22 protein-coding genes are annotated in these 20,039 nt (G+C 46.2%); 16 read left to right on the forward strand and 6 right to left on the reverse strand.

Translation table 11 applies throughout. From position 1 onward, the window contains the following. The first annotated feature begins 16 nt into the window (after window positions 1-16). Window positions 17-703, forward strand: coding sequence for a phosphoribosylanthranilate isomerase (locus H6F98_RS09745; RefSeq protein ID WP_192218472.1), 687 nt, complete (start codon window positions 17-19; stop codon window positions 701-703). A 60-nt stretch (window positions 704-763) separates the two neighbouring features. On the opposite strand, the gene H6F98_RS09750 is transcribed toward H6F98_RS09745, so the two are convergent. Further along, window positions 764-2,029: a glycosyltransferase family 4 protein gene (locus H6F98_RS09750; protein WP_192218473.1), complete on the reverse strand. Its 1,266-nt coding sequence runs from the start codon at window positions 2,027-2,029 to the stop codon at window positions 764-766. An 866-nt stretch (window positions 2,030-2,895) separates the two neighbouring features. Here H6F98_RS09750 and H6F98_RS09755 point away from each other — a divergent pair. Both H6F98_RS09755 and cysE read left to right on the forward strand, forming a co-directional pair. Beyond that, window positions 2,896-3,366, forward strand: a complete 471-nt coding sequence (locus H6F98_RS09755) for a hypothetical protein (RefSeq protein WP_192218474.1) — start codon at window positions 2,896-2,898, stop codon at window positions 3,364-3,366. A gap of 51 nt (window positions 3,367-3,417) precedes the next feature. Beyond that, a complete protein-coding gene (cysE, locus tag H6F98_RS09760) occupies window positions 3,418-4,185 on the forward strand; it encodes a serine O-acetyltransferase (RefSeq protein WP_192218475.1) in 768 nt (255 codons plus the stop codon). Window positions 4,186-4,189: 4 nt separating this feature from the next. Here the strand turns inward: cysE and H6F98_RS09765 are convergent, their stop codons facing one another. After that, window positions 4,190-4,774 carry an Npun_F5749 family FMN-dependent PPOX-type flavoprotein gene (locus tag H6F98_RS09765; protein ID WP_192218476.1) on the reverse strand — a complete coding sequence of 195 codons (585 nt, stop codon included), beginning with the start codon at window positions 4,772-4,774 and terminating at the stop codon, window positions 4,190-4,192. Between the two features lie 119 nt (window positions 4,775-4,893). Between H6F98_RS09765 and nrdJ (H6F98_RS09770) the strand changes: the two genes are divergently transcribed. The 4 genes from nrdJ (H6F98_RS09770) to H6F98_RS09785 all read left to right on the forward strand — a co-directional run bounded on the left by nrdJ (H6F98_RS09770) (window position 4,894) and on the right by H6F98_RS09785 (window position 8,614). Then, a complete protein-coding gene (gene nrdJ, locus H6F98_RS09770) occupies window positions 4,894-6,126 on the forward strand; it encodes a ribonucleoside-triphosphate reductase, adenosylcobalamin-dependent (protein ID WP_192218477.1) in 1,233 nt (410 codons plus the stop codon). Window positions 6,127-6,629: 503 nt separating this feature from the next. Beyond that, window positions 6,630-7,673 (forward strand): ribonucleoside-triphosphate reductase, adenosylcobalamin-dependent, encoded by a 1,044-nt coding sequence (nrdJ, locus tag H6F98_RS09775; protein ID WP_396811365.1) that lies wholly within the window; start codon window positions 6,630-6,632, stop codon window positions 7,671-7,673. Window positions 7,674-7,761: 88 nt separating this feature from the next. Beyond that, on the forward strand, window positions 7,762-7,980 hold the full coding sequence (locus H6F98_RS09780) for a hypothetical protein (RefSeq protein WP_192218478.1): 219 nt from the start codon (window positions 7,762-7,764) through the stop codon (window positions 7,978-7,980). Window positions 7,981-8,320: 340 nt separating this feature from the next. Further along, a complete protein-coding gene (locus tag H6F98_RS09785; RefSeq protein WP_192218479.1) occupies window positions 8,321-8,614 on the forward strand; it encodes an RNA-binding protein in 294 nt (97 codons plus the stop codon). Between the two features lie 187 nt (window positions 8,615-8,801). On the opposite strand, the gene H6F98_RS09790 is transcribed toward H6F98_RS09785, so the two are convergent. Beyond that, entirely contained in the window at window positions 8,802-9,884 is a 1,083-nt protein-coding gene (locus tag H6F98_RS09790) for an ATP-dependent 6-phosphofructokinase (RefSeq protein WP_192218480.1), read from the reverse strand. A gap of 244 nt (window positions 9,885-10,128) precedes the next feature. On the opposite strand from H6F98_RS09790, the gene fbp reads away from it, so the two are divergent. From fbp to H6F98_RS09825, 7 genes are all read left to right on the forward strand, one after another. Then, window positions 10,129-11,193 carry a class 1 fructose-bisphosphatase gene (fbp, locus tag H6F98_RS09795; RefSeq protein WP_192218481.1) on the forward strand — a complete coding sequence of 355 codons (1,065 nt, stop codon included), beginning with the start codon at window positions 10,129-10,131 and terminating at the stop codon, window positions 11,191-11,193. A gap of 73 nt (window positions 11,194-11,266) precedes the next feature. Then, window positions 11,267-12,427 carry a transaldolase gene (gene tal, locus H6F98_RS09800; protein WP_192218482.1) on the forward strand — a complete coding sequence of 387 codons (1,161 nt, stop codon included), beginning with the start codon at window positions 11,267-11,269 and terminating at the stop codon, window positions 12,425-12,427. Window positions 12,428-12,552: 125 nt separating this feature from the next. Then, the gene (gene zwf / locus H6F98_RS09805; RefSeq protein ID WP_192218483.1) at window positions 12,553-14,082 is read left to right on the forward strand and encodes a glucose-6-phosphate dehydrogenase; all 1,530 of its coding nucleotides are present in this window, start codon (window positions 12,553-12,555) and stop codon (window positions 14,080-14,082) included. Window positions 14,083-14,223: 141 nt separating this feature from the next. Further along, window positions 14,224-15,597 (forward strand): glucose-6-phosphate dehydrogenase assembly protein OpcA, encoded by a 1,374-nt coding sequence (gene opcA / locus H6F98_RS09810; protein ID WP_192218484.1) that lies wholly within the window; start codon window positions 14,224-14,226, stop codon window positions 15,595-15,597. Between the two features lie 65 nt (window positions 15,598-15,662). Further along, the gene (locus H6F98_RS09815; protein ID WP_192218485.1) at window positions 15,663-17,189 is read left to right on the forward strand and encodes a cobyrinate a,c-diamide synthase; all 1,527 of its coding nucleotides are present in this window, start codon (window positions 15,663-15,665) and stop codon (window positions 17,187-17,189) included. 174 nt (window positions 17,190-17,363) lie between these two features. Then, entirely contained in the window at window positions 17,364-17,708 is a 345-nt protein-coding gene (locus H6F98_RS09820; RefSeq protein WP_192218613.1) for a type II toxin-antitoxin system RelE/ParE family toxin, read from the forward strand. 67 nt (window positions 17,709-17,775) lie between these two features. Then, on the forward strand, window positions 17,776-18,000 hold the full coding sequence (locus H6F98_RS09825; protein WP_313929829.1) for a transcriptional regulator: 225 nt from the start codon (window positions 17,776-17,778) through the stop codon (window positions 17,998-18,000). Between the two features lie 150 nt (window positions 18,001-18,150). On the opposite strand, the gene H6F98_RS09830 is transcribed toward H6F98_RS09825, so the two are convergent. Both H6F98_RS09830 and H6F98_RS09835 read right to left on the reverse strand, forming a co-directional pair. Next, on the reverse strand, window positions 18,151-18,387 hold the full coding sequence (locus H6F98_RS09830) for a type II toxin-antitoxin system Phd/YefM family antitoxin (protein WP_192218487.1): 237 nt from the start codon (window positions 18,385-18,387) through the stop codon (window positions 18,151-18,153). 167 nt (window positions 18,388-18,554) lie between these two features. Further along, a complete protein-coding gene (locus H6F98_RS09835; protein WP_192218614.1) occupies window positions 18,555-18,767 on the reverse strand; it encodes a helix-turn-helix transcriptional regulator in 213 nt (70 codons plus the stop codon). Window positions 18,768-18,927: 160 nt separating this feature from the next. Here H6F98_RS09835 and H6F98_RS09840 point away from each other — a divergent pair, with 160 nt between their 5' ends. After that, a complete protein-coding gene (locus H6F98_RS09840) occupies window positions 18,928-19,209 on the forward strand; it encodes a hypothetical protein (protein ID WP_192218488.1) in 282 nt (93 codons plus the stop codon). Then, window positions 19,206-19,619: a hypothetical protein gene (locus H6F98_RS09845; protein ID WP_192218489.1), complete on the forward strand. Its 414-nt coding sequence runs from the start codon at window positions 19,206-19,208 to the stop codon at window positions 19,617-19,619. The genes H6F98_RS09840 and H6F98_RS09845 overlap by 4 nt, the downstream gene beginning before the upstream one ends. Here H6F98_RS09845 and H6F98_RS09850 read toward each other — a convergent pair. Next, window positions 19,569-20,036: a GNAT family N-acetyltransferase gene (locus H6F98_RS09850; protein WP_192218490.1), complete on the reverse strand. Its 468-nt coding sequence runs from the start codon at window positions 20,034-20,036 to the stop codon at window positions 19,569-19,571. The two genes, H6F98_RS09845 and H6F98_RS09850, sit on opposite strands and share 51 nt — an antisense overlap. Window positions 20,037-20,039 lie beyond the last annotated feature (3 nt).

Raw genomic sequence — 20,039 nt, forward strand, 5'->3', positions numbered from 1 at the left:
CAACGTGCCGATTGTAATGGAATCTACAAAAAGACCGAGAGTGAAAATTTGCTGCATTGGCAGTGTTGAAGAAGCTAAGCTAGCAATTCATTACGGTGCAGCGGCATTAGGCTTAGTTTCCGAAATGCCGAGTGGGCCAGGAGTAATTTCGGAAGGGCTGATTGCCCAAGTAGCAGCAAGTGTGCCACCTACTGTGTCTTCGTTTTTGCTAACGAGTAAAGTAGAACCACTCGCAATCATTGCCCAGCAACGACGCTTGGGCGTAAATACGATTCAGATTTGCGATCAGCTCGAATTGAGCAAATATGAGGATTTACGTCAGGCATTACCAGGAATTGCGATTATCCAGGTAATTCACGTCACAGGTTCAGAATCAATCGAAGAGGCAGTTGCGGTAGCGCCTCACGTTCACGGGATTTTATTGGATTCTGGAGATCAATCTTTGGTGATTAAAGAACTTGGTGGTACAGGACGAATCCACGATTGGGAAATCAGCCGACGCATCCGAGAGCGAGTTGATGTGCCCATTTTCTTAGCAGGAGGACTCAATCCGGATAACGTTATCGCTGCTATTCGACAGGTAGAACCGTTTGGTGTGGATGTTTGCAATGGTGTCCGCACCAATGGAAAACTGGATGAAGTAAAGCTATCCCAATTTTTTACTCAAGTTTCAGAAAGCTTCAATAACAGCTCAGTCGAGTAGGATAAGCGTTTGCTGGTGTTGCCTTAAACTCATTGCCCTAGAAGAGGAAAGCTTACTTACCTAATTGTCTCGGTAAATCCCCGAAGAAAGCCGATGGTTAAATAACCATTGCCGATCTTCTGACGAGTCAAAGAGCCAGCATTTAATTAAATCAGCCCATTTTACGGGGATTTGTAATTGCTTCCAGGTTTCATAAGATCTTGCAGAAAGCTGATGGTAAAGTGCTGGATCTGAAAGCAGTTTTTCTAGGCATTCCGCTAAGGCAACAGAATTACCAGCAGGAAAAATCATTGCATTGATTTCATGCTTTAGACTCTGTACGAACATTGGGTGATCTGAAGCAACAATCGGAGTTCGGGAGCAAAGAGCCTCATAAATAGTTAGAGGAAATCCTTCAGGATATTCATGTCGGCTAGGAATTAATACAATATCAGCCTCTCTCATTAGAGGTACCACTGCCTTATTCTGTATCAATCCCAAGAACTCTATACAATCTTCTATTTGCAACTCTTTAACTTTGTTATTAAAGAATTCAAGTTCACCTCCACCTGCTACTTTCAGGTTTACGGATAAGTTCTTCGCTTTTAAGTTAGCGATCGCGCCTAAAACATCACCAATCCCTTTTGATTCTCTAATCGAACCAACATAAACTAAATTCCTAGTCTTGACATCTGCTGGAATAGTCTTCGGCAAAAAGGAGTCAGGTGTCACTTCATAGATATAATCCCAAGGAACTATCTTGTCGGGATTGACTCCTATATCCTGAAGTAATCTGGATGAATTAACCCCATGATTACTTACCCATTCGATTTGCTTACTATTCAATAAATTAGCCAACCAGTAGTTCCGTAACTTGCTCCGAACACCCTTGGTTGAAAAAGAATCTGCTAATAATGCTAGTGTTTTGACATTATGTTGAATCGCCCAACGAAGAACCTCTCTAAGGGGTGTACGGAGAATTAAATGAGTCGGATTATACTCTTCAATCAGTTCTATTAGCTTCTTGATTTGAAGCTCTCCTTTAAATCCTGCACCGATTGCACGAACCTTGTTAGAAAGAACCTCATTGTAGGCTTCTTCTGTCAGACAACAAAGAACTGCTGCTTCCTGGATTTGTCCGCCGATGTCAGCAACGGCATCCACACTGTATCTTTGGGCGTAATACGTTTCGTCTCCACCCTGATCAAATCGTTCAACAGCTTCACGGTAATCTCCCGCGTACTGTACAATTAACAAACGGCTCTGGCTAACCTCTACATTGGAGAATATAGTCTTGAGATTGTTACTATCAAGGGGCTTAATTCTGTCCACAAAAGTTCTCAGCATTCGTTTCTCCTTAGTAACTGAATAAACTTTTTTCTTAAAGTAAATTGCTTGGATTGGCAATTCAATCTCCTGCAAGCAATTACAAGCCGTTTGACAAACGAACAACTAGCTATCAGATAAATAAGCGATAGAAGCGTTTGTTCTCATTAGAAAATTAGCCTTATATCTGGTTAATAAGATTTAAGACTATAAATTCTTACGTCTGGGAGCGACAAATTAGACTTTTAGAAATCTTCGCTATGCTTGGAAGTAATCTTTCCGCTTTACCTACAACAACTTACTTACACCCCATGGGACGTTGTTAAGTAATCATAAGTTCCATTGCACTACGTAAAGCATTAAGTAGACGAGCTGACATATTAATGAATTACTAATGCTTTGCTTATTGTAGTACTTTTAACTTAAATTACAAGTCCTGGGAATTTTACATTTTATCAGCTATGCAAACACCTATCTTTGGAGATATAGGCTGAGTAACCAGGCTACCGTTTCAAAGCGATGTGCCTAGGTAACGATCTGAGGAGTCATTCTCCCCCAAAGCACCATAAGAAAGCCAGCAAGGCAATTACTAAGCTCAATGAGGTGAAGGGCTTTAATGAATGCAGAAGGCTCAGGGGAACAAAGACGAGAACTTCTGAAAAGAACCAACTACTCCATAGCAGTAGTGTAATCAAGATAATGAGGGACATAATTCCTCCAAAACAAGCATCAGAACCGAAAAAGTAATGTGGCAGACAGCAGAGTGTCACTTCTGTTGCTTCGTAAGTGCCTTAATTTAGATAAGACAATAGTAGACAGTCTCATCTGTATTCCGTACTCAACTGGGGAGAGAACTAATTCCCAGTATTTCTAGGAGGGTCAAGGATATGCAACGGTTATATGGCGGAGGTGTCATCGCATTGATCGCAGCCTTAAGCGCTACACCCGTATTATCCCAGGCTGCAAATTTCGATAATCTGACATTAGCACCTGGTTTTCCCAAAGGAGCAGGACAGGTTACTGGTTATACGGGTGGTGGCTACTCATTATCATCAATTGCTAATAGCGATCGCAACAATAAACCTTGTATCGGTTTTGGTGACCCTACACCTGATCACATTATGGTCTTGCAGCAAGACTTCTCAAACCTCAGCGTACTCGTCAACACGGGCGGAAAGGATACAACCTTAGTGGTTCAAGGTCCAAATGACCAGAGCGTTCGCTGTGGGGATGATACAGGTTCCAGTAAAGATGCCAGTGTGCAAGGGTCAAACTGGTCAGCAGGCACATACCGGATTTGGGTTGGTTCCTTTGAGTCAGGACAAAGGCTGGATTACACCATAACTGTGCGTGAGTAGGGAAGTTAAGATAGTTTGTGACTTGTTTTACCATTCGCTAGGTAACCTGCTGTGCTATCTGCGCTTCTTACTGACTTCCGTATCATCTTTGAGCGTGACCCGGCTGCCCGTAACTGGCTAGAGGTTTTGTTTTGCTATCCCGGTTTACAGGCTCTACTGTTCCACCGTATCTGTCATTGGCTTCACATTGTAGGAATTCCTTTCATTCCTCGCTTAATCTCCCAGTTCTCTCGCTTTTTGACGGGTATCGAAATTCACCCTGGAGCAACGATTGGGAGAGGTGTTTTTATTGACCACGGTATGGGCGTTGTCATTGGCGAAACAGCAATGATTGGAGACTATGCCCTGATTTACCAAGGCGTTACTCTGGGGGGTACGGGTAAAGAGGGGGGTAAGCGGCATCCTACACTAGGAGAGAATGTCGTCGTTGGCGCTGGTGCTAAGGTTCTAGGCAATATCCAAATCGGCAACAATGTTCGCATTGGTGCTGGCTCAGTCGTGTTGCGCGATGTTCCTTCTAATTGCACAGTGGTTGGTGTACCTGGCAGAATTGTCTATCGCTCTGGTGTGCGAGTTAACCCACTGGAACACGGTAGCTTACCTGATTCAGAAGCAACAGTAATTCGCGCTTTAGTAGACCGTATTGAGGCACTAGAACAACAAGTACAGGATTTGATAGAGCAACCGTCTTCAACAATGCCCCAACTTCAGGCTGTCTCTTCCAAGATGGATTCTCCAGATGCGGCTGAGCAGGTAGCTAAGAGTTGCCATATTAGTGATCAAGTCATTCAGCAGTTTTTTGATGGTGCTGGTATTTAGCGACTCACGGATTGACCGCTTGTTTAGACCATTCATTAGAACTGTTTCGGTAGTAAAGCCATCGGTTTTGTGGGTCGCCTCGTAACTCCAAGTGGTCTACCTCTATAGGTTCTAGCAACAACAAGCAAAAATTCGGGAGTGGCTGCTCTGGGTCAGGTGGCGGTGGCGAAAAGGCACCGTTATTTTCTGTTCTAGCTTCACCAGGATGAGGCCACGCAAATTGTAGACGCGCTGGGTCAGAAAGCTCTTGCCAAGTAGTTTTACGGGCAGCTTGTAAGGCTTGGTCTGGATGATTTACCCTAACCAGAGTTAGTTGACCCGCCAAACGAAATTGTTCTCGACTTTCAGGAAAATACCAACAAGCTTCTCCCCAAGGCTGGTCATCAATTTGGTCTGCTTTCTGGCTACGGGAATCCGTAATAATTTTGAGTTGGTTAGTGTCGTCTAAAAACCCGCGAAAGACCACAGTACGGTTAGCAGGACGCCCATCTGCACGAAGCGTTGCCAGTTGAAAGTAGCGGGCGTAGGGCAGTTTGCGGTTTTTGTGGAGCGCACGGGCTAGTAGCGATCGCCAAGGAGCAAGAGGCATTTGGTGGTGTAGGTTACAGCTCTACACATAGCGCAAATCCTTTGATTTTTCAATATTTGCCCCCATATCTAACATCGCGTATAGTCAGGGTTTAGCTAAACCGACAACAGATTCTAACTATGGTTCGAGAGCTTGAACGGGAGCGCCAAAAGCGCGATTTCCCAGAAACAGCACCTGCTGCTAATCCAGTATTCTTCAGAACTTACAGCCGCCGCACACAAACAGGGCGCGAGACTTGGGAGGAAGTATGCGATCGCACAACCCAAGGTCTGGCTAAACTCGGCAAGTTGAGTGAGCGTGAAGTCACCCTTCTACACCGAATGATGAGCCAGATCAAAAGCCTCCCGTCCGGGCGCTGGATGTGGGTTGGTGGCACCGAATGGATCGAAAGAAAAGAGAACTTCTCAGGAGCCTACAACTGCACCAGCACTAATGCAGTAGACTGGCGTGCCTTTGGCTTAATGATGGATCTGGCGATGATGGGGTGTGGTACGGGTGCGGTACTTGAACCAAAGTACATTAACCAACTCCCACTCATTCGTAACCAACTGACGATAACCTTACAAGGTGAAATTGGGTCTACCCCAGTTCAAGAGCGTCGTGAACAGACAGACGTAAAGATGGAGGGAAGCCAAGTCACCATTCACGTAGGAGACTCTCGCCAAGGTTGGGTTCAGTCTTATCAAACCTTGCTGGAATTAGCTACAGATGAGCGTTTTTCAGGTGAAGTAAACGTATTAATTAACCTCAGTGATGTCCGTGCTGTAGGAGAACGCTTAAAAGGCTTTGGTGGCGTTGCCAATCCTGTTAAACTGCCCGAACTTTATCAGCGTTGCGCTTCAATTCTCAATAAAGCCATAGGAAGACAATTAAATTCAGTTGAATGCTGTTTATTAATTGATGAAGCTGCAGTCACAATAGTAGCTGGAAATATACGCAGAAGCGCCGGAATGCGCCAGTTCGATGCTAACGATGAACTAGGCGCGAATGCAAAGACTAATCTTTGGCAGCAAGATGAAAATGGCAATTGGCGTATTGATCCAGAACGCGATGCACTGCGGATGGCTAACCACTCCCGCGTCTATCACCATAAGCCGACCTTAGAAGAATGTATAGAAGCTGTTAGAAAACAGTATTATTCAGGCGAGGGTGCAATTCAATGGGCTGGGGAGGCAGTAGCCAGAGCCAATTGTGACTTGCTGCCGACTCAAGAGCTAAGAAAAGATTTTCTAAAATCTTACGAACAAGGAACAGCAAAACAATGGTTGCAAGAGCAATATCCTGATCTTGCTCCTGATGAATTAGAGCATCGGTTAGCTCGTGTTGGGCTTAACCCGTGTGGTAATAAGTAATTTTGCCTCACGTTAAAAACCCTGTAAAATCGGTAGATGCTGAGATATGACTGGCTAAATTCGGTAAATCAACTTGCTTAAATATACTTTGATGTAGGTGATTTCATTCCGAGGAAAAAGACAGAGATTTGTATAGAATGATTTGCCAACTTAGCAGTCTGCTAATACCGAGGTAATTAAAGGAATTAAAAAGCCTTTGACACCGTAGAGCGTAGAGGGTGAACCTTTGTAATATTGTGTTATGAAAGCAACAGGTAGTATTTGCCTTTTGAAGGACTTTTAAAAGACACAATCTTCAAAGAATATAATCCGAGGTAACACCTCCTACACGAAAAGTGTAGCTCCAAGAGTGCGGGGCTTCCTTACTTAGGAAGAAAATGTACGCCGAGCTACAGGGAATCGGAACCTGTAGAACTAAGGGATAAAAAGCCTTTAGGGTAACAAAACTGGAAATCATCGGCTCGAATTTTCATTGCAATCTAGCTGAAATTCATCTCAACCTAATCGATCCACAGAACTACAAAGAACAAGAGGAGGCGTTCACGGCTGGAGCGCTATCTGTAGCGGGACTGCTAAATCACGAATTTGTTGAAGAACGCTACCGAAAGTCACGAGAACTTGATCCAATCGTCGGTGTCTCCTTCACTGGCTTATTTGACTTTTTCGTGAATGCCTTTGGCGTTGATTGGTTGCGCTGGTGGGAAGCTGGACGGCTAGAAACGTCGGTAGGATTGGAGTTTAAGCGACAGGAGCAGGAATACCTGACTCGCTGGAAAAACATTGTGCAACGGGTAGTGTGGGATTATTGCGATCGCCATTCCTTGAAACGTCCAAATCGTTGCACTACAGTTCAGCCTAGCGGTACAAAATCTCTACTGACAAGTGCTTCCCCTGGCTGGCACCCTCCGAAGGCACAACGTTTCCTACGTCGGATTACATTCAGGAAGAATGACCCTGTAGCCCTAGCTTGTATTGACTACGGTTACAACGTTATTCCGTCTCAGTCTGACAAAGATGAGCAAGGGAATCTTCTAAACGATCCCTTTGATCCAAGATGCACTGAATGGCTTGTAGAAATTCCGGTTGCTGTACCTTGGGCTGATTTACCAGGAGCTGATGAAATTGACATTTCTCAGTTTAGTGCGATCGCACAGATGGATTTTTACATGCAAGTCCAGAAATTCTATTGTTCACACAATACAAGTGCGACAATCGAGCTGCGCGAAAACGAGATAGATGACCTTGGGATTCGGATTTATGAAGCAATCAAAGGCGATGAAGGCTATATTTCCGCAGCACTTCTATCACGCTTTGATGATCATCAAACCTTCCCACGTTTGCCGTTTGAACCGATAGCGCGTCAACAGTATGAGCAGTTTATGCAGGAAGTAGAACATAGGCGCAAAACGAGCGATTTTCATCTAGCATTGAGTCGCTACGATAGTGAAGCGGGGCGGGATAGCCTCCTTTCAGGTGATTTCTTAGAAGCAGGCCCAGCCGGATGTGACTCAGATAAGTGTCTATATCCAGAGCAGAAGTCTGTTTAGAGTCCACAGTAGGCTGCTAAGCAAAAGACACGCTAGGATGCCAGAAGAATCAGTAAGCAAAAAGCGGCAGCAACAAGGAGATACATAAATGTTCCTCACTGAACTAACACCAATTTTGAAAGAACTGACCCAACAGCCTGTTGCTTTCTTGGGCGGATTCTTTTCTGGAGTATTTCGCCTCAATCTTTCAGATGACCCAGTGAAAAGCTGGTTAGATCAGCAAGCTGGCGTTAGTAGCTACACAGCTACAACTACTAGCAGTGATAATGGCAAAACTACTGGACCTCAATCAATTTCGATTGATTAAGGCTCAATTTAGCTAAATAGGACAAAACTATGGGGTTTACTGAATCAGCAGTAGACCCCATTGCACTTTTGTGTTATCGCATATGTGAAGTAGATAACACTTATGAACCAAAACAGTAGGATATGATAATACGATATGTACAAGTTCAGTTCTACCTTTGGTTCAGTTTATGGTTTTGCGATCGCCATTCCGAGGCGATACCCTTTGGGGAATTGCTTCGTGGTTGCTTACCCTAAAGAATTACCATCGGTCAATCAGACAAGATTGTGAGCAACCTACATCCTCTAATTCGAGTCTGCCTTTCTGAACTTTAGTTCCTCGTTCAGCTTTATCGATCGACATGACCATTTACGTTGGAAACCTGTCTTACCAAGCTACCGAAGACGACTTAAGCTCAGTATTCGCCGAGTATGGCACTGTTAAGCGAGTTGTGTTACCTACAGATCGTGAAACGGGTCGGATGCGCGGATTTGCCTTTGTTGAAATGACAGAAGATGCCCAAGAAGACGCTGCCATCTCTGAACTAGATGGTGCCGAGTGGATGGGACGCCAGTTGAGAGTGAACAAAGCTAGACCAAAAGAGGAGAATAGTCGCGACGGCGGCGGCGGTGCAAAGCGAAATAATCGTTTCTAAACAAGCATTTGATGTCATTAATGGGTGTCTATCTGCACAATAGATAGAACCAAAAGCTGACCCTAGCCGTGACGCGGCACGGCTAAGTTTTGTCTTTCCTGAGCAATTAGGGTAGATAAGGGACGAGTTGTCGGCGTGAATCACGTCACCACTCGTCACTTAATTACTTAAAATTCAGGGAGACGGGTCAATCGCCTAGACAGATACCCAAACCTCTAGCCGTTTTAACTAGGGTGCTGTTGGCATCCACAGCTTGGTATTTGCTAATCGCTGACTCAATCGGCACATTGACCACCTGACGGTTTTGCCAGGTTACGATCTGGTCATATTGTCCTGCGGCAATTAAATCAACGGCAGCAACACCAAAGGCGGATGCTAGTAAACGGTCAAGCGGTGACGGAATTCCCCCACGCTGTATATGTCCCAAAACAGTAACCCGTGTTTCCGCACCACTACTAGCAGAAATCCGGTCAGCAAGATATTGACCAATACCGCCTAAACGACATCCACCAAAGCGATCGCTATTTGTCACCACCTCACCCGCTTCCGTGCAAACTGCCTCAGATACAATCACAACACTGAAGTGCTGACCTCGCTCCTGACGCTCTTTAATTTTGCGGCAGACATTTTCGAGCGTATAAGGAATTTCCGGGATCAGGATAACATCAGCGCCTCCTGCAATCCCCGCAGAAATTGCAATGTGACCCGCATCTCGACCCATCACTTCCAGAATCATTACGCGATCATGGCTAGCGGCAGTAAAGTGTAGGCGATCGAGCGCTTCTGTTGCGATATTAACTGCCGTATCAAACCCAATTGAACGTTCTGTAACTCCAACGTCATTGTCAATCGTTTTGGGAATGGCAACAAAATTAAGATTGCCTTGCAGAGCAATTTTCCGGAGAATCGCTAAACTACCATCTCCCCCAATCCCAATCAAGGCATCAAGACCAAGTTGGTGGTATCCCTCAATAATGTCATCAGAGCGATCGCGTAATGTACCATCTGGCATCGGAAAAGCAAACGGGTTGCCCTTATTCGTTGTTCCCAACACAGTTCCACCCTTCGTTAGGAGTGCATCGACATTATCCGGAGCAAGCGTAATCACTTGCGGGGGACGATGCATTAACCCGTTAGTTGCGCGACAAATCCCCAGCACTTCCCAGTTGTAAGTACCCACAGCACGCTGAGTTACCGCCCGAATCACCGCATTCAAACCAGCACAATCTCCACCACTGGTCAGAATGCCAATCTTTTTCTGTTCTCCCATAAACCTTGTTCAACCTTGAAATTTTGTCTCATCCACTAAATCTGACCTCACAGGTAGTCACTTAGACAAGACAGGCAGTGTAAAGATTTGATTTCTATAGTTCGTCTAAAGTTAGACGCTTCATTGGCAATGCCTCCCTAAGATAAGAAATAAAGATGATCGAGCATTCAGCTTTCTTGAGGCAGTCTTATGAGCAACTGCCCTACAGGTAAGAGTGCATGACTCGATAGGGAGGACGAAACTTATGGCAGATGTGGATCAGCCCGTAGCTCAGGAGTACGCCCTGGATCGCGACTGCACAACGTTGTCTCGGCACGTTCTACAGCAACTCCAAAGCTTTTCGACAGAAGCACAAGATCTCAGTGCGCTCATGAGTCGCATTGCCTTAGCCGCAAAGCTAATTTCTCGGCGCTTGAGCCGCGCCGGATTAGTGGAAGGAGCGTTAGGATTTACAGGGAATGTCAATGTGCAGGGAGAATCTGTCAAGAAGATGGATATCTACGCCAATGATGTTTTTATATCGGTGTTTAAGCAAAGCGGTCTGGTCTGTCGCTTGGCATCCGAGGAAATGGAAAAACCCTACTACATCCCGGAAAATTGCCCGATTGGACGTTACACCCTGCTCTATGACCCCATTGATGGCTCCTCGAATGTAGACATTAACTTGAATGTTGGAGCGATTTTTTCAATCCGCAAGCAAGAAGGAGATGATATCGACGGCGATGCCCGTGATCTGCTACAAAATGGGCATAAACAAATTGCTGCTGGTTACGTCCTTTATGGACCAAGCACAATGCTGGTGTACTCAATTGGTACAGGGGTTCATTCTTTCACGCTTGATCCCAGCTTAGGCGAGTTTATCCTTTCCAATGAAAACATCAAGGTGCCAGACCACGGTCCCGTCTATAGCGTCAATGAAGGTAACTTCTGGCAGTGGGACGAGTCAATCCGAAACTATATTCGTTATGTCCATCGCCATGAAGGATATACCGCCCGTTATAGTGGGGCATTAGTAGGAGATTTTCACCGGATTTTGTCTCAGGGTGGAGTCTTCCTGTATCCCGGTACGTTGAAGAAACCGGAAGGAAAGTTGCGTCTACTCTATGAATCCGCTCCCCTTGCCTTTTTGATAGAGCAAGCGGGTGGTAGAGCGAGTACGGGAACCCAGAATCTTTTGGACGCAGTGCCAGAAGCACTCCATGCGCGAACACCCTTGTTTATTGGGAGTAAAGAGGATGTTGCGCTTGTAGAGTCCTTTATTCAAGAGCGGGCACGGGAGTCAGAAAAAACGGTAATGGCTCGTTCTTAGAAGCTTGTTGTTGGTTGTTGATTCATCAATAACCCTCAGCCAATCACGATCACAAATAGCAGGAGTCAAGTTAATGACATCGACAGCAAATAATCCGATCTTTCAGATTGAACAACAGTATGGTCAGAGTATCTGGATGGATAATCTGAGCCGTACTCTGATTGAGTCCGGTGAACTCAAGCAGATGATTGAGGAACGGGGGATTGTAGGAATCACCTCCAACCCAGCGATTTTTGAAAAAGCGATCATCGGTAATGCCGTATACGACGCAGATATCGAAGACGGCATCCGTGCAGGTAAATCGGTTCAGGAGATTTATGAATCCCTAGTGTTTGATGACATCCGCAATGCTTGCGATATCCTCAGACCTATCTATGACTCGTCCAATGGTCTCGATGGCTATGTAAGTATTGAAGTGCCGCCAATCATTGCTCACGATACTGAAAAGACAGTCGAGGAAGCCCGACGGTATTACGCACAGATCGGTCGGGAGAACGTAATGATCAAGATTCCAGGAACCTCTAAAGGCTTGCCAGCCGTCGAGCAAGTGATTAGCCACGGGATCAACGTCAATGTTACCTTACTGTTCTCAGTAACTAGCTACGTTGAGACAGCTTGGGCTTATATTCGGGGCTTGGAAATGCGGGCAGAGCAAGGGCAGGATATCAGCAAAATTGCCTCAGTTGCTAGTTTCTTCTTGAGCCGGATTGATAGCAATATTGATGATCGCCTTGACAAAAAACTCTCTGAGGGTGTTGATGACCTAAATATGGAGGCACGGCTTAAGGCAGTTAAGGGCAAAATCGCGATCGCCAATGCTAAAGTTGCTTATCAGAAGTACAAAGAGATTTTTGGAAGCGATCGCTGGAAAGCCTTAGCAGAAAAAGGAGCAAAAGTCCAGCGGCTACTATGGGCAAGCACAGGTACGAAAAACCCTGAATACAGCGACGTTATGTACGTTGATGAGCTAGTGGGTCCTGATACCGTCAATACCTTACCACCTAGCACAATTGAAGCCTGTGCTGACCACTGTTCCCCTGCCAGCCGCATTGAAACGGATGTTGAAGAAGCCTACAAGGTGATCGACTCTCTTAAAGACCCTGATATCGAGATCAATCTGGACGAGGTGATGGACGAACTCCTTGATGACGGCATTGCCAAGTTTGTTAAGCCCTTTGAGTCCTTAATGTCATCTCTAGAAGACAAAGTCAAAAACTTGGCAACGACAGTGTAATCAGTTTTTAGTTGTTGGTTGTTAGACAAGAGAAGTTGTTAATTCCCTATAACATTAAACAACCAACAACTAATAGCTCTTTCTAACAACTAACCACTAACCAACCACTAACGACGAACAACCCTATGGTGACTCTGCTAGAAAATCCTCTGCGCGTTGGATTGCAACAGGAGCGGACGCCGGAACCAGCAATCTTGGTGATTTTTGGAGCGTCTGGAGACCTCACCCAACGCAAGCTTGTCCCAGCAATTTACCAGATGAAACGCGATCGCCGCCTACCACCGGAAACCACGATTGTTGGTGTGGCGCGTCGAGAGTGGAGCCACGATTACTTCCGGGAGCAGATGCGCGAGGGCATTGAGCAATTTTCCACAGGCATCGGAGCCGAGGAAATGTGGGAAGACTTTGCCCAAGGGTTGTACTACTGTCCCGGTGACATTGATAACCCAGAAAGCTATCAGAAGCTCAAAGCTCTCCTTGAGGAACTGGATGGAAAACGAGGAACACGAGGTAACAGAGTATTTTACTTGTCCGTTTCTCCCAAATTTTTCCCAGAAGCAATCCGACAACTGGGAGCAGCAGAAATGCTAACTGACCCAGTGAAGAGTCGGTTGGTCATTGAAAAACCCTTTGGTAGAGATTTGAGTTCCGCTCAGAAGCTGAACCGAGTCGTACAACAAGTCTGCAAAGAACAGCAGGTTTACCGCATCGACCACTACTTGGGTAAAGAAACCGTTCAGAACCTCTTAGTGTTCCGTTTTGCTAATGCCATTTTTGAGCCACTGTGGAATCGTCAGTTTGTTGACCATGTTCAGATTACAGTGGCAGAGACAGTAGGGGTTGAGGATCGAGCGGGTTACTACGAAACCTCTGGTGCACTGCGAGATATGGTGCAGAACCACCTGCTACAGGTATTTTGCCTCACGGCGATGGAAGCCCCCAATTCGCTAGACGCTGATAGCATCCGGACGGAGAAAGTGAAGGTACTTCAGTCAACCCATCTAGCAGACATCAATAACCTAGAAGTTTCAGCAGTTCGGGGTCAGTATTCAGCCGGTTGGATGAAAGGCAAGCAGGTTCCTGGCTACCGGGAGGAGCCTGGAGTTGACCCCAACTCGACTACACCGACGTATGTAGCAATGAAGCTACTAATTGATAACTGGCGTTGGCAAGGCGTACCTTTCTATCTACGAACGGGTAAACGCTTGCCGAAGAAGGTGAGTGAGATTTCAATCCAGTTCCGTGAGGTGCCGTATCTGATCTTTCAATCGGCGGCGCAGCAGGCTAGCCCTAATGTGCTGACGATGCGGATTCAACCCAACGAGGGAATTTCATTGCGCTTTGAGTCAAAAATGCCTGGGCCCAACCTACGCACCCGCACGGTGGATATGGATTTTAGCTACGGTTCTTCGTTTGGCATCTCAACCTCTGATGCTTACGATCGCCTTTTACTCGACTGCATGGTAGGTGACCAAACTCTATTTACCCGTGCTGATGAAGTGGAAGAAGCTTGGCGGGTTGTGACTCCAGCACTGGCGGCTTGGGAGGCACGAACTGACCCAGCGTTGATTCCCAAATACGAAGCAGGAACTTGGGAGCCAACGGAGGCGGAGCAATTGATTAATCGTGATGGACGCCGCTGGCGCAGACTGTAAAGACGTTCCGGCGGAATGTCTCTTACTAGTATTTATTGTTGAGTTGTCACAAGCCGTTAAATAGCGAACAACTAACAACTAACAACTAATAAATAATGAGCAACAGCTCTCCAACCAACAACTAACAACGAATAACTGAATATGGCAACACAATCTCCTCCTCTGGTTTCTATACAACCGCCTAAAGATGTTTCCTTAAGTGAAATTGAGGCGGAACTTCGCCAAATTTGGCGAAGTTATGGTTCTTCTGATGACAACAGTGATATTCCTTCTGCTATACGAGCATCAACGTTTAGCCTGATTGTCTATGAACCCGAAGAAACCCAGCAGTTATTGGCAGCACTGGGCTTTTATTCGGGTCCAGTTGACGGTATTGTTGGCCCCCGGATGGTGTCTGCCCTCAAGGCAGCACAAAAAGCTTACGGGTTGCCAAGGACAGGTTATGCAGATGCCTCTACTAAGGCAAAACTGCACGAGGAATATACGGAAAAAATGAAGAGCGGGGCGACCGCAAATACAGCCAGAGATGAACGGCTACAGTATTCTCCAGATCTTGAAAGTTCTGGAATTGCTGATGCGATCGCGGCAGCTAATCCCTGCCGGATTATCGCCCTTTGCCCAACCGCTGGTGAAGATGAAGGGGTTACAGTTCAGGTTTCTGCGTCTTGTCCGATTCAGAAGCACAGCCAAAGTACACTCATCTGTTGTGAATACATCACTCTGCGAGGCACAGCAGCGGCGCTGGAACGCAATGCAGGAATGATTTCAGAGTTGGTGATTGGTGAGCTTCCCAAGTTTATCTGGTGGAAGGCAACACCCGACGTAGACTATGGTCTGTTCAAGCGGCTAGCCGATCTGAGCAATAGTGTCATCATCGACTCTAGTACCTTCAATACCGCTGAAGTGGATTTGATGCGAGTACACACCCTTCTGGAACAGGGAATGCCGATGGCTGACATCAACTGGCGGCGGATAGCGGCGTGGCAAGAGTTAAGCGCTGCTGCTTTTGACCCACCAGAGCGTCGTGAGGCTCTTAAAGAAGTCGATCGCGTCACTATCGATTACGAGAAGGGCAACGAGGCTCAGGCACTGATGTATTTGGGTTGGCTGGCGAGTCGGCTCCAGTGGCATCCTACCTCCTATGAAAAAGAGGGTGGGGATTATGACATCCGGCGCATTAAATTCACGACACCTGACCAACGTAGCATTGAAGCAGAGTTGGCAGGAATTCCAATCGCAGATGTGGGTGAGGTTCCTGGCGACTTAATCAGCTTGCGCTTGGGTTCGACCAATAATGATGCAGACTGCTGTACGGTACTCTGTTCAGAAACGACGGGTTGTATGCGGATGGAGGCGGGTGGCGGTGCCCAATCTTGCCGCATTCAGCAGGTAACACCTTTATTTGACCAAAAAACTGAGTTCTTACTGAGCCAGCAGCTACAACGTTGGGGCAGCGATGTACTTTATAAAGAAAGTCTGGCGCTGACGGCTCAGATTCTCGAATTAGCGAGTTAGTTATTTGTTGTTTGTTGGTTGTTGTTTGTTGTTTGCTAATAACTAATAACCAATAACCAATAACTATGACTTTAGTCATCGCTGGAGAACGTAGTGGGGTGGGTAAGACGACTGTCACGCTCGCCCTACTGTCGTCTTTGTCTCGCCAACATCGGAAGATTCAATCATTCAAAGTGGGTCCAGATTACATCGATCCGATGTTTCACGCCTCAGTCACGGGGCGTTCTTGCCGGAATTTAGACCCAGTACTCACTTCGGAAAACTATGTTCGGAGCTGTTTTGCCCGTCATCTTGAGGGAGTAGATTACGCCCTGATTGAAGGGGTAATGGGATTGTTTGATGGGGCATCGGGGCAGGATGATTGGGCAAGTACAGCTCATGTGGCACGGCTATTGCAACTGCCTGTGCTGTTGGTGTTGGATTGTAGTCGTTTGTCTCGCTCGGTAGCTGCGATCGCACATGGTTACCGCTCCTTTGACCCTAGGATTAAGCTAGCGGGTGTGGTATTGAATCGGGTGGGAAGCGATCGCCATTTAGAACTTCTTAAAGATGCCCTGGAACCTTTGCAACTCCCGGTATTGGGAGTGCTGCGGCGTCAGGATAACATCACGATTCCTGATCGGCACCTTGGTTTAGTTCCCACCGCAGAAATGCCTCAACTGGATGTCTTGATTGAGCGACTTGCCGATCTGGGAGATAGTTGCTTTGACTGGGACCGCTTGTTGCCGTTGCTTACTGTTCATAGGGAGTGTTTTCAAACTTTCCTGTTAAATTTAGATCCCCCCCAACCCCCCTTAAAAAGGGGGGAGAATTTAGTTAAAGTCCCCCTTTTTAACCCTAATTTAGGGGGATCTCCTTTAGTAACAGGGGGAAGCCCAAATTCAACGGCTTCTGCTCCCCCCCTTAGCAAGAGGAGATTAAGGGGGGTCTTAGAGGTGGAGGAAGAACCCAAGATTTCCATCCGAGTCGCAGTTGCACGCGATCGCGCTTTTAGTTTCTACTACCAGGACAATCTGGATATCTTGCAACAACTAGGTGCTGAGTTAGTTTTCTGGAGTCCACTTATAGATACGGCTTTGCCTACGGATGTCCAAGGATTGTACTTCGGTGGTGGTTTTCCAGAAGTCTTTGCTCAACAACTGGCGGAAAATACCAGTGCGCGTGAGTCAGTGCGAAGGACAATTCTTCAGGGAATGCCGACTTATGCTGAGTGTGGGGGATTGATGTATTTGTGTGAAAACATTACCGATTACGAGAACCAGTCCTGGTCGATGGTGGGAGTATTGCCGACAACAACAGTAATGGAGAAGCGTCTGACTGTAGGATATCGGCAAGCAACTGCTCTGCAAGATAGTCCTCTGCTAAGTGTTGGTGGAACAGTTTGGGGGCACGAGTTTCATCACTCTCAGTTGACAGTAATGCCTGAGAAACCGTTGTTTGAGACACGGAGATATAACCAGAAAGAGCAGGGTAAGGTAGCAACTGAAGGCTGGCAAGTGCATCAGCTACATGCTTCCTATGTTCATCTCCATTGGGGTGAGCATCCAGAAATTCCCGCTCAGTTTCTACAATGCTGCCAACAGTTCAGTTAGAAGGAGAATTCTACTCAAACGTGTTTTTCTGGGTTGCTGCTTGCTGGACTAGTACTTCTTGGGGCAACTTTTTGCGATCGCTCTCAAAGATTAATTGATGATGGCATGATGAGGAAGATGCGTTAACGCTTTCCTGTAAATTAAGCGATGACGTGTTTGTTGACAATCAATTTAGTGGATGCCCAGCCAAGAGAGATTCAGAACTATCTGACAGTAGATGGAAGAAGCCCTTTTGAAGAATGGCTTGATGCTCTGCGAGATACTAGAGCCATAGATAAAATCGAGAAGAGACTCAAGCGAATTGCGTCAGGCAATTTGGGAGACTATCGCTCAGTTGGAGAAGGAGTCTATGAATTAAAAATTGACTATGGTCCGGGGTATCGCGTCTATTTTGGGCAAATAGGCTCAGTGATAGTACTTCTCCTATGTGGCGGAGATAAAAGTACCCAACAACAGGACATTCTTCGAGCGAGGGAATATTGGAGAGATTATGAAAGAAGTGAAAACCCAAAGAAGTAGGAGCTACCGCGAATATCTGATTTCATCTCTCAAAGCTCCTGAAAGGGCTGCTGGTTATATTGGGGTTATGTTGGAATTGGACGAAGAAGGTTTTGAACCTGAACTGCTCCGTTCGGCTCTCAAAGAGGTGATGGAAGCGAGTGAGCAGATGAACAATCTCTCGGAAGAAGCTAAACAGCGTTATGAGAAACTTGACAAGATGCTGTTAGAAACAAAAGGTGCTGAAATTTATAGTCTGATTGAATTTCTGGATGCACTGGGGTTTCGGATTGCGATCGCACCCAAAGATTAAGAGAGGAAAGCTAGCTGGAGGCGTTGCTACCACTGAATTTCTCCACGAGCAAGACGTTCCTCATAGTCTTCTAAATTCGGTAAGTAGTCAGCGAAGTCTGATTCAGCAATTTCTAGCGCTTCATTGAAGTATGGGTATCCAGCAGTAACTTCATGCCTCCCTTATCCAGAATTCTTCAGGTAAAGGCTCATCAAAATCATCACTTGTCCAGATTGCTCCAGTGTGTAACCCTGCAATACGTGGTGTAGTTGGTGAGGCAATTGGTACTAGACGGGCAAGCGGAGTGCTACCTTCTGTCAGTACAATCTCCGTACCTTCAACCACTAAAGACAATAACTCCTTAAAGCTCACCTGTGCTTCACGCACATCAACTGTTTTCGTAGGCATTGCTAGTTCTCCAACATACAACTCAGAATAACTCCTGAATACGATTTCATACAGAAACCCTTGCAGCAATCTCCTGATAAAGAGAAAATGCGATCGCCTTAAGCAAGACTAAGAGGGCGATCACACAGCGTCCATACCGATACATCCTGAAGAGAAACACACTTCATCTACTCTTCCAGAACTTCAACCAAATCTTCAATTGGAATATCAAATGCACGGGCTAGCTTTTGGATTGCCGTGAAGTCAGTCATTGCCATCGCTTGCCGCCGGGTGTAGCTGGCGACTGTGCTGTAGTTTACTCCCGATCTCTCGGCAACTTCCTTTAATGTCCAACCCTTCTCAGTAGCTAATTCTCGAATTCGCAGCCTAACTAGCCCCATTTTATCCTTGACAGAATATGCAATTGCATATTTAATCAAAATTGGCGTATAAGAGCGATCACCCCACAGCCTGGAAAACTTGAGGGCGATCGCCTTTCCTAACACAACCCACTTACGTGGGAAGGATAGGTCTATGATACCAACACCGCAGACTGGCAAGATGAAAAAGCTAGACCCCGCAACCTTTCGAGAAAAGGGGTGGCAGCTAATTACAGATAGCCAAGCGATTCGCTCGATACTTAAAGCCATTCGCGTTAATGATGACGATTACCGCTCTCTGTATGCCCTGACTGGGGTAGACAATACTGTAGTCTCGGCATCAGGTTCTACCTCTTTACTAGAGGTTTGGGCTGGATGGCATCAAGTCCCCCACAATGGCAGCGTCTTTGTCTGTCTTTATGACAGAGGCAAAGTCTACACTGAGCAAGGGCATGAATCATGACTAATCTATTTCGTCGCCTTCAACCTGCTCAAAAATTCCGCATTAGTATCACTTGCATCGCGCAATTACTGAAGATTTCCAAACACCTGATATTACGTGTCGAATCTTGGGGATATGTAGTGTTTGTCCATCGGCAAGATCGAGGCGGACAATTCATCAGTTATCGCCAGTTGCAACAGTGGCGCAATGCTGTTGGTTATCAGATTCAGAATTGCTCGACTTGTCAACAACTGCACTCGTTGTGGCTTGCCATCGAAGGCGATTGCAAAAAGCACAACAAGCAGTACGACGATCAGCATTACTCGTTTTTGCTGAAAATCTGGGCAAAACACGCTCGAACGCTTTGGAGTGAGCAAAATTTATCTAGGAAGCCCTTGATACTGCATAATTACTACAGGAATTTTCAATAACTTACCTAATTGCGTCAAGCCAAACTTGAATTTGAGAGATTGCGGCAAATCCTGCCAGGAGACTGCTGCAAAACCTAGACGGGTGTAAAACATCGCCAGTTTCTGACCCAAACATTCGAGATAAAGTGGCAAAGTCGCCTCTTGAATTAGATGCTTCGCGAGAAAAATACCTAAGCCACGCTTACGCCAAGCGGGTACAACCACCAAACTACTGAGTTCTTGTGCGCCAGAGAAGTTACGCAACTGTCCGCAAGCCACCAGATGTCCCTCAGATTCAATCACCCAAAATTGCTGCCAGCGTAATTGGGTTGGGTCGAGTTTTTCAGACAAGACTAATTTGCGAATCGACCAAATATCCTTAGCAGAGGCACGACGGAGAACAAGTCCTGGTGGTAACGATGAAGAACGCTCAGTCATCAA

This window comes from Microcoleus sp. FACHB-SPT15 (assembly GCF_014849525.1).
In the GTDB taxonomy this organism is placed as follows: domain Bacteria; phylum Cyanobacteriota; class Cyanobacteriia; order Cyanobacteriales; family Coleofasciculaceae; genus Symplocastrum; species Symplocastrum torsivum.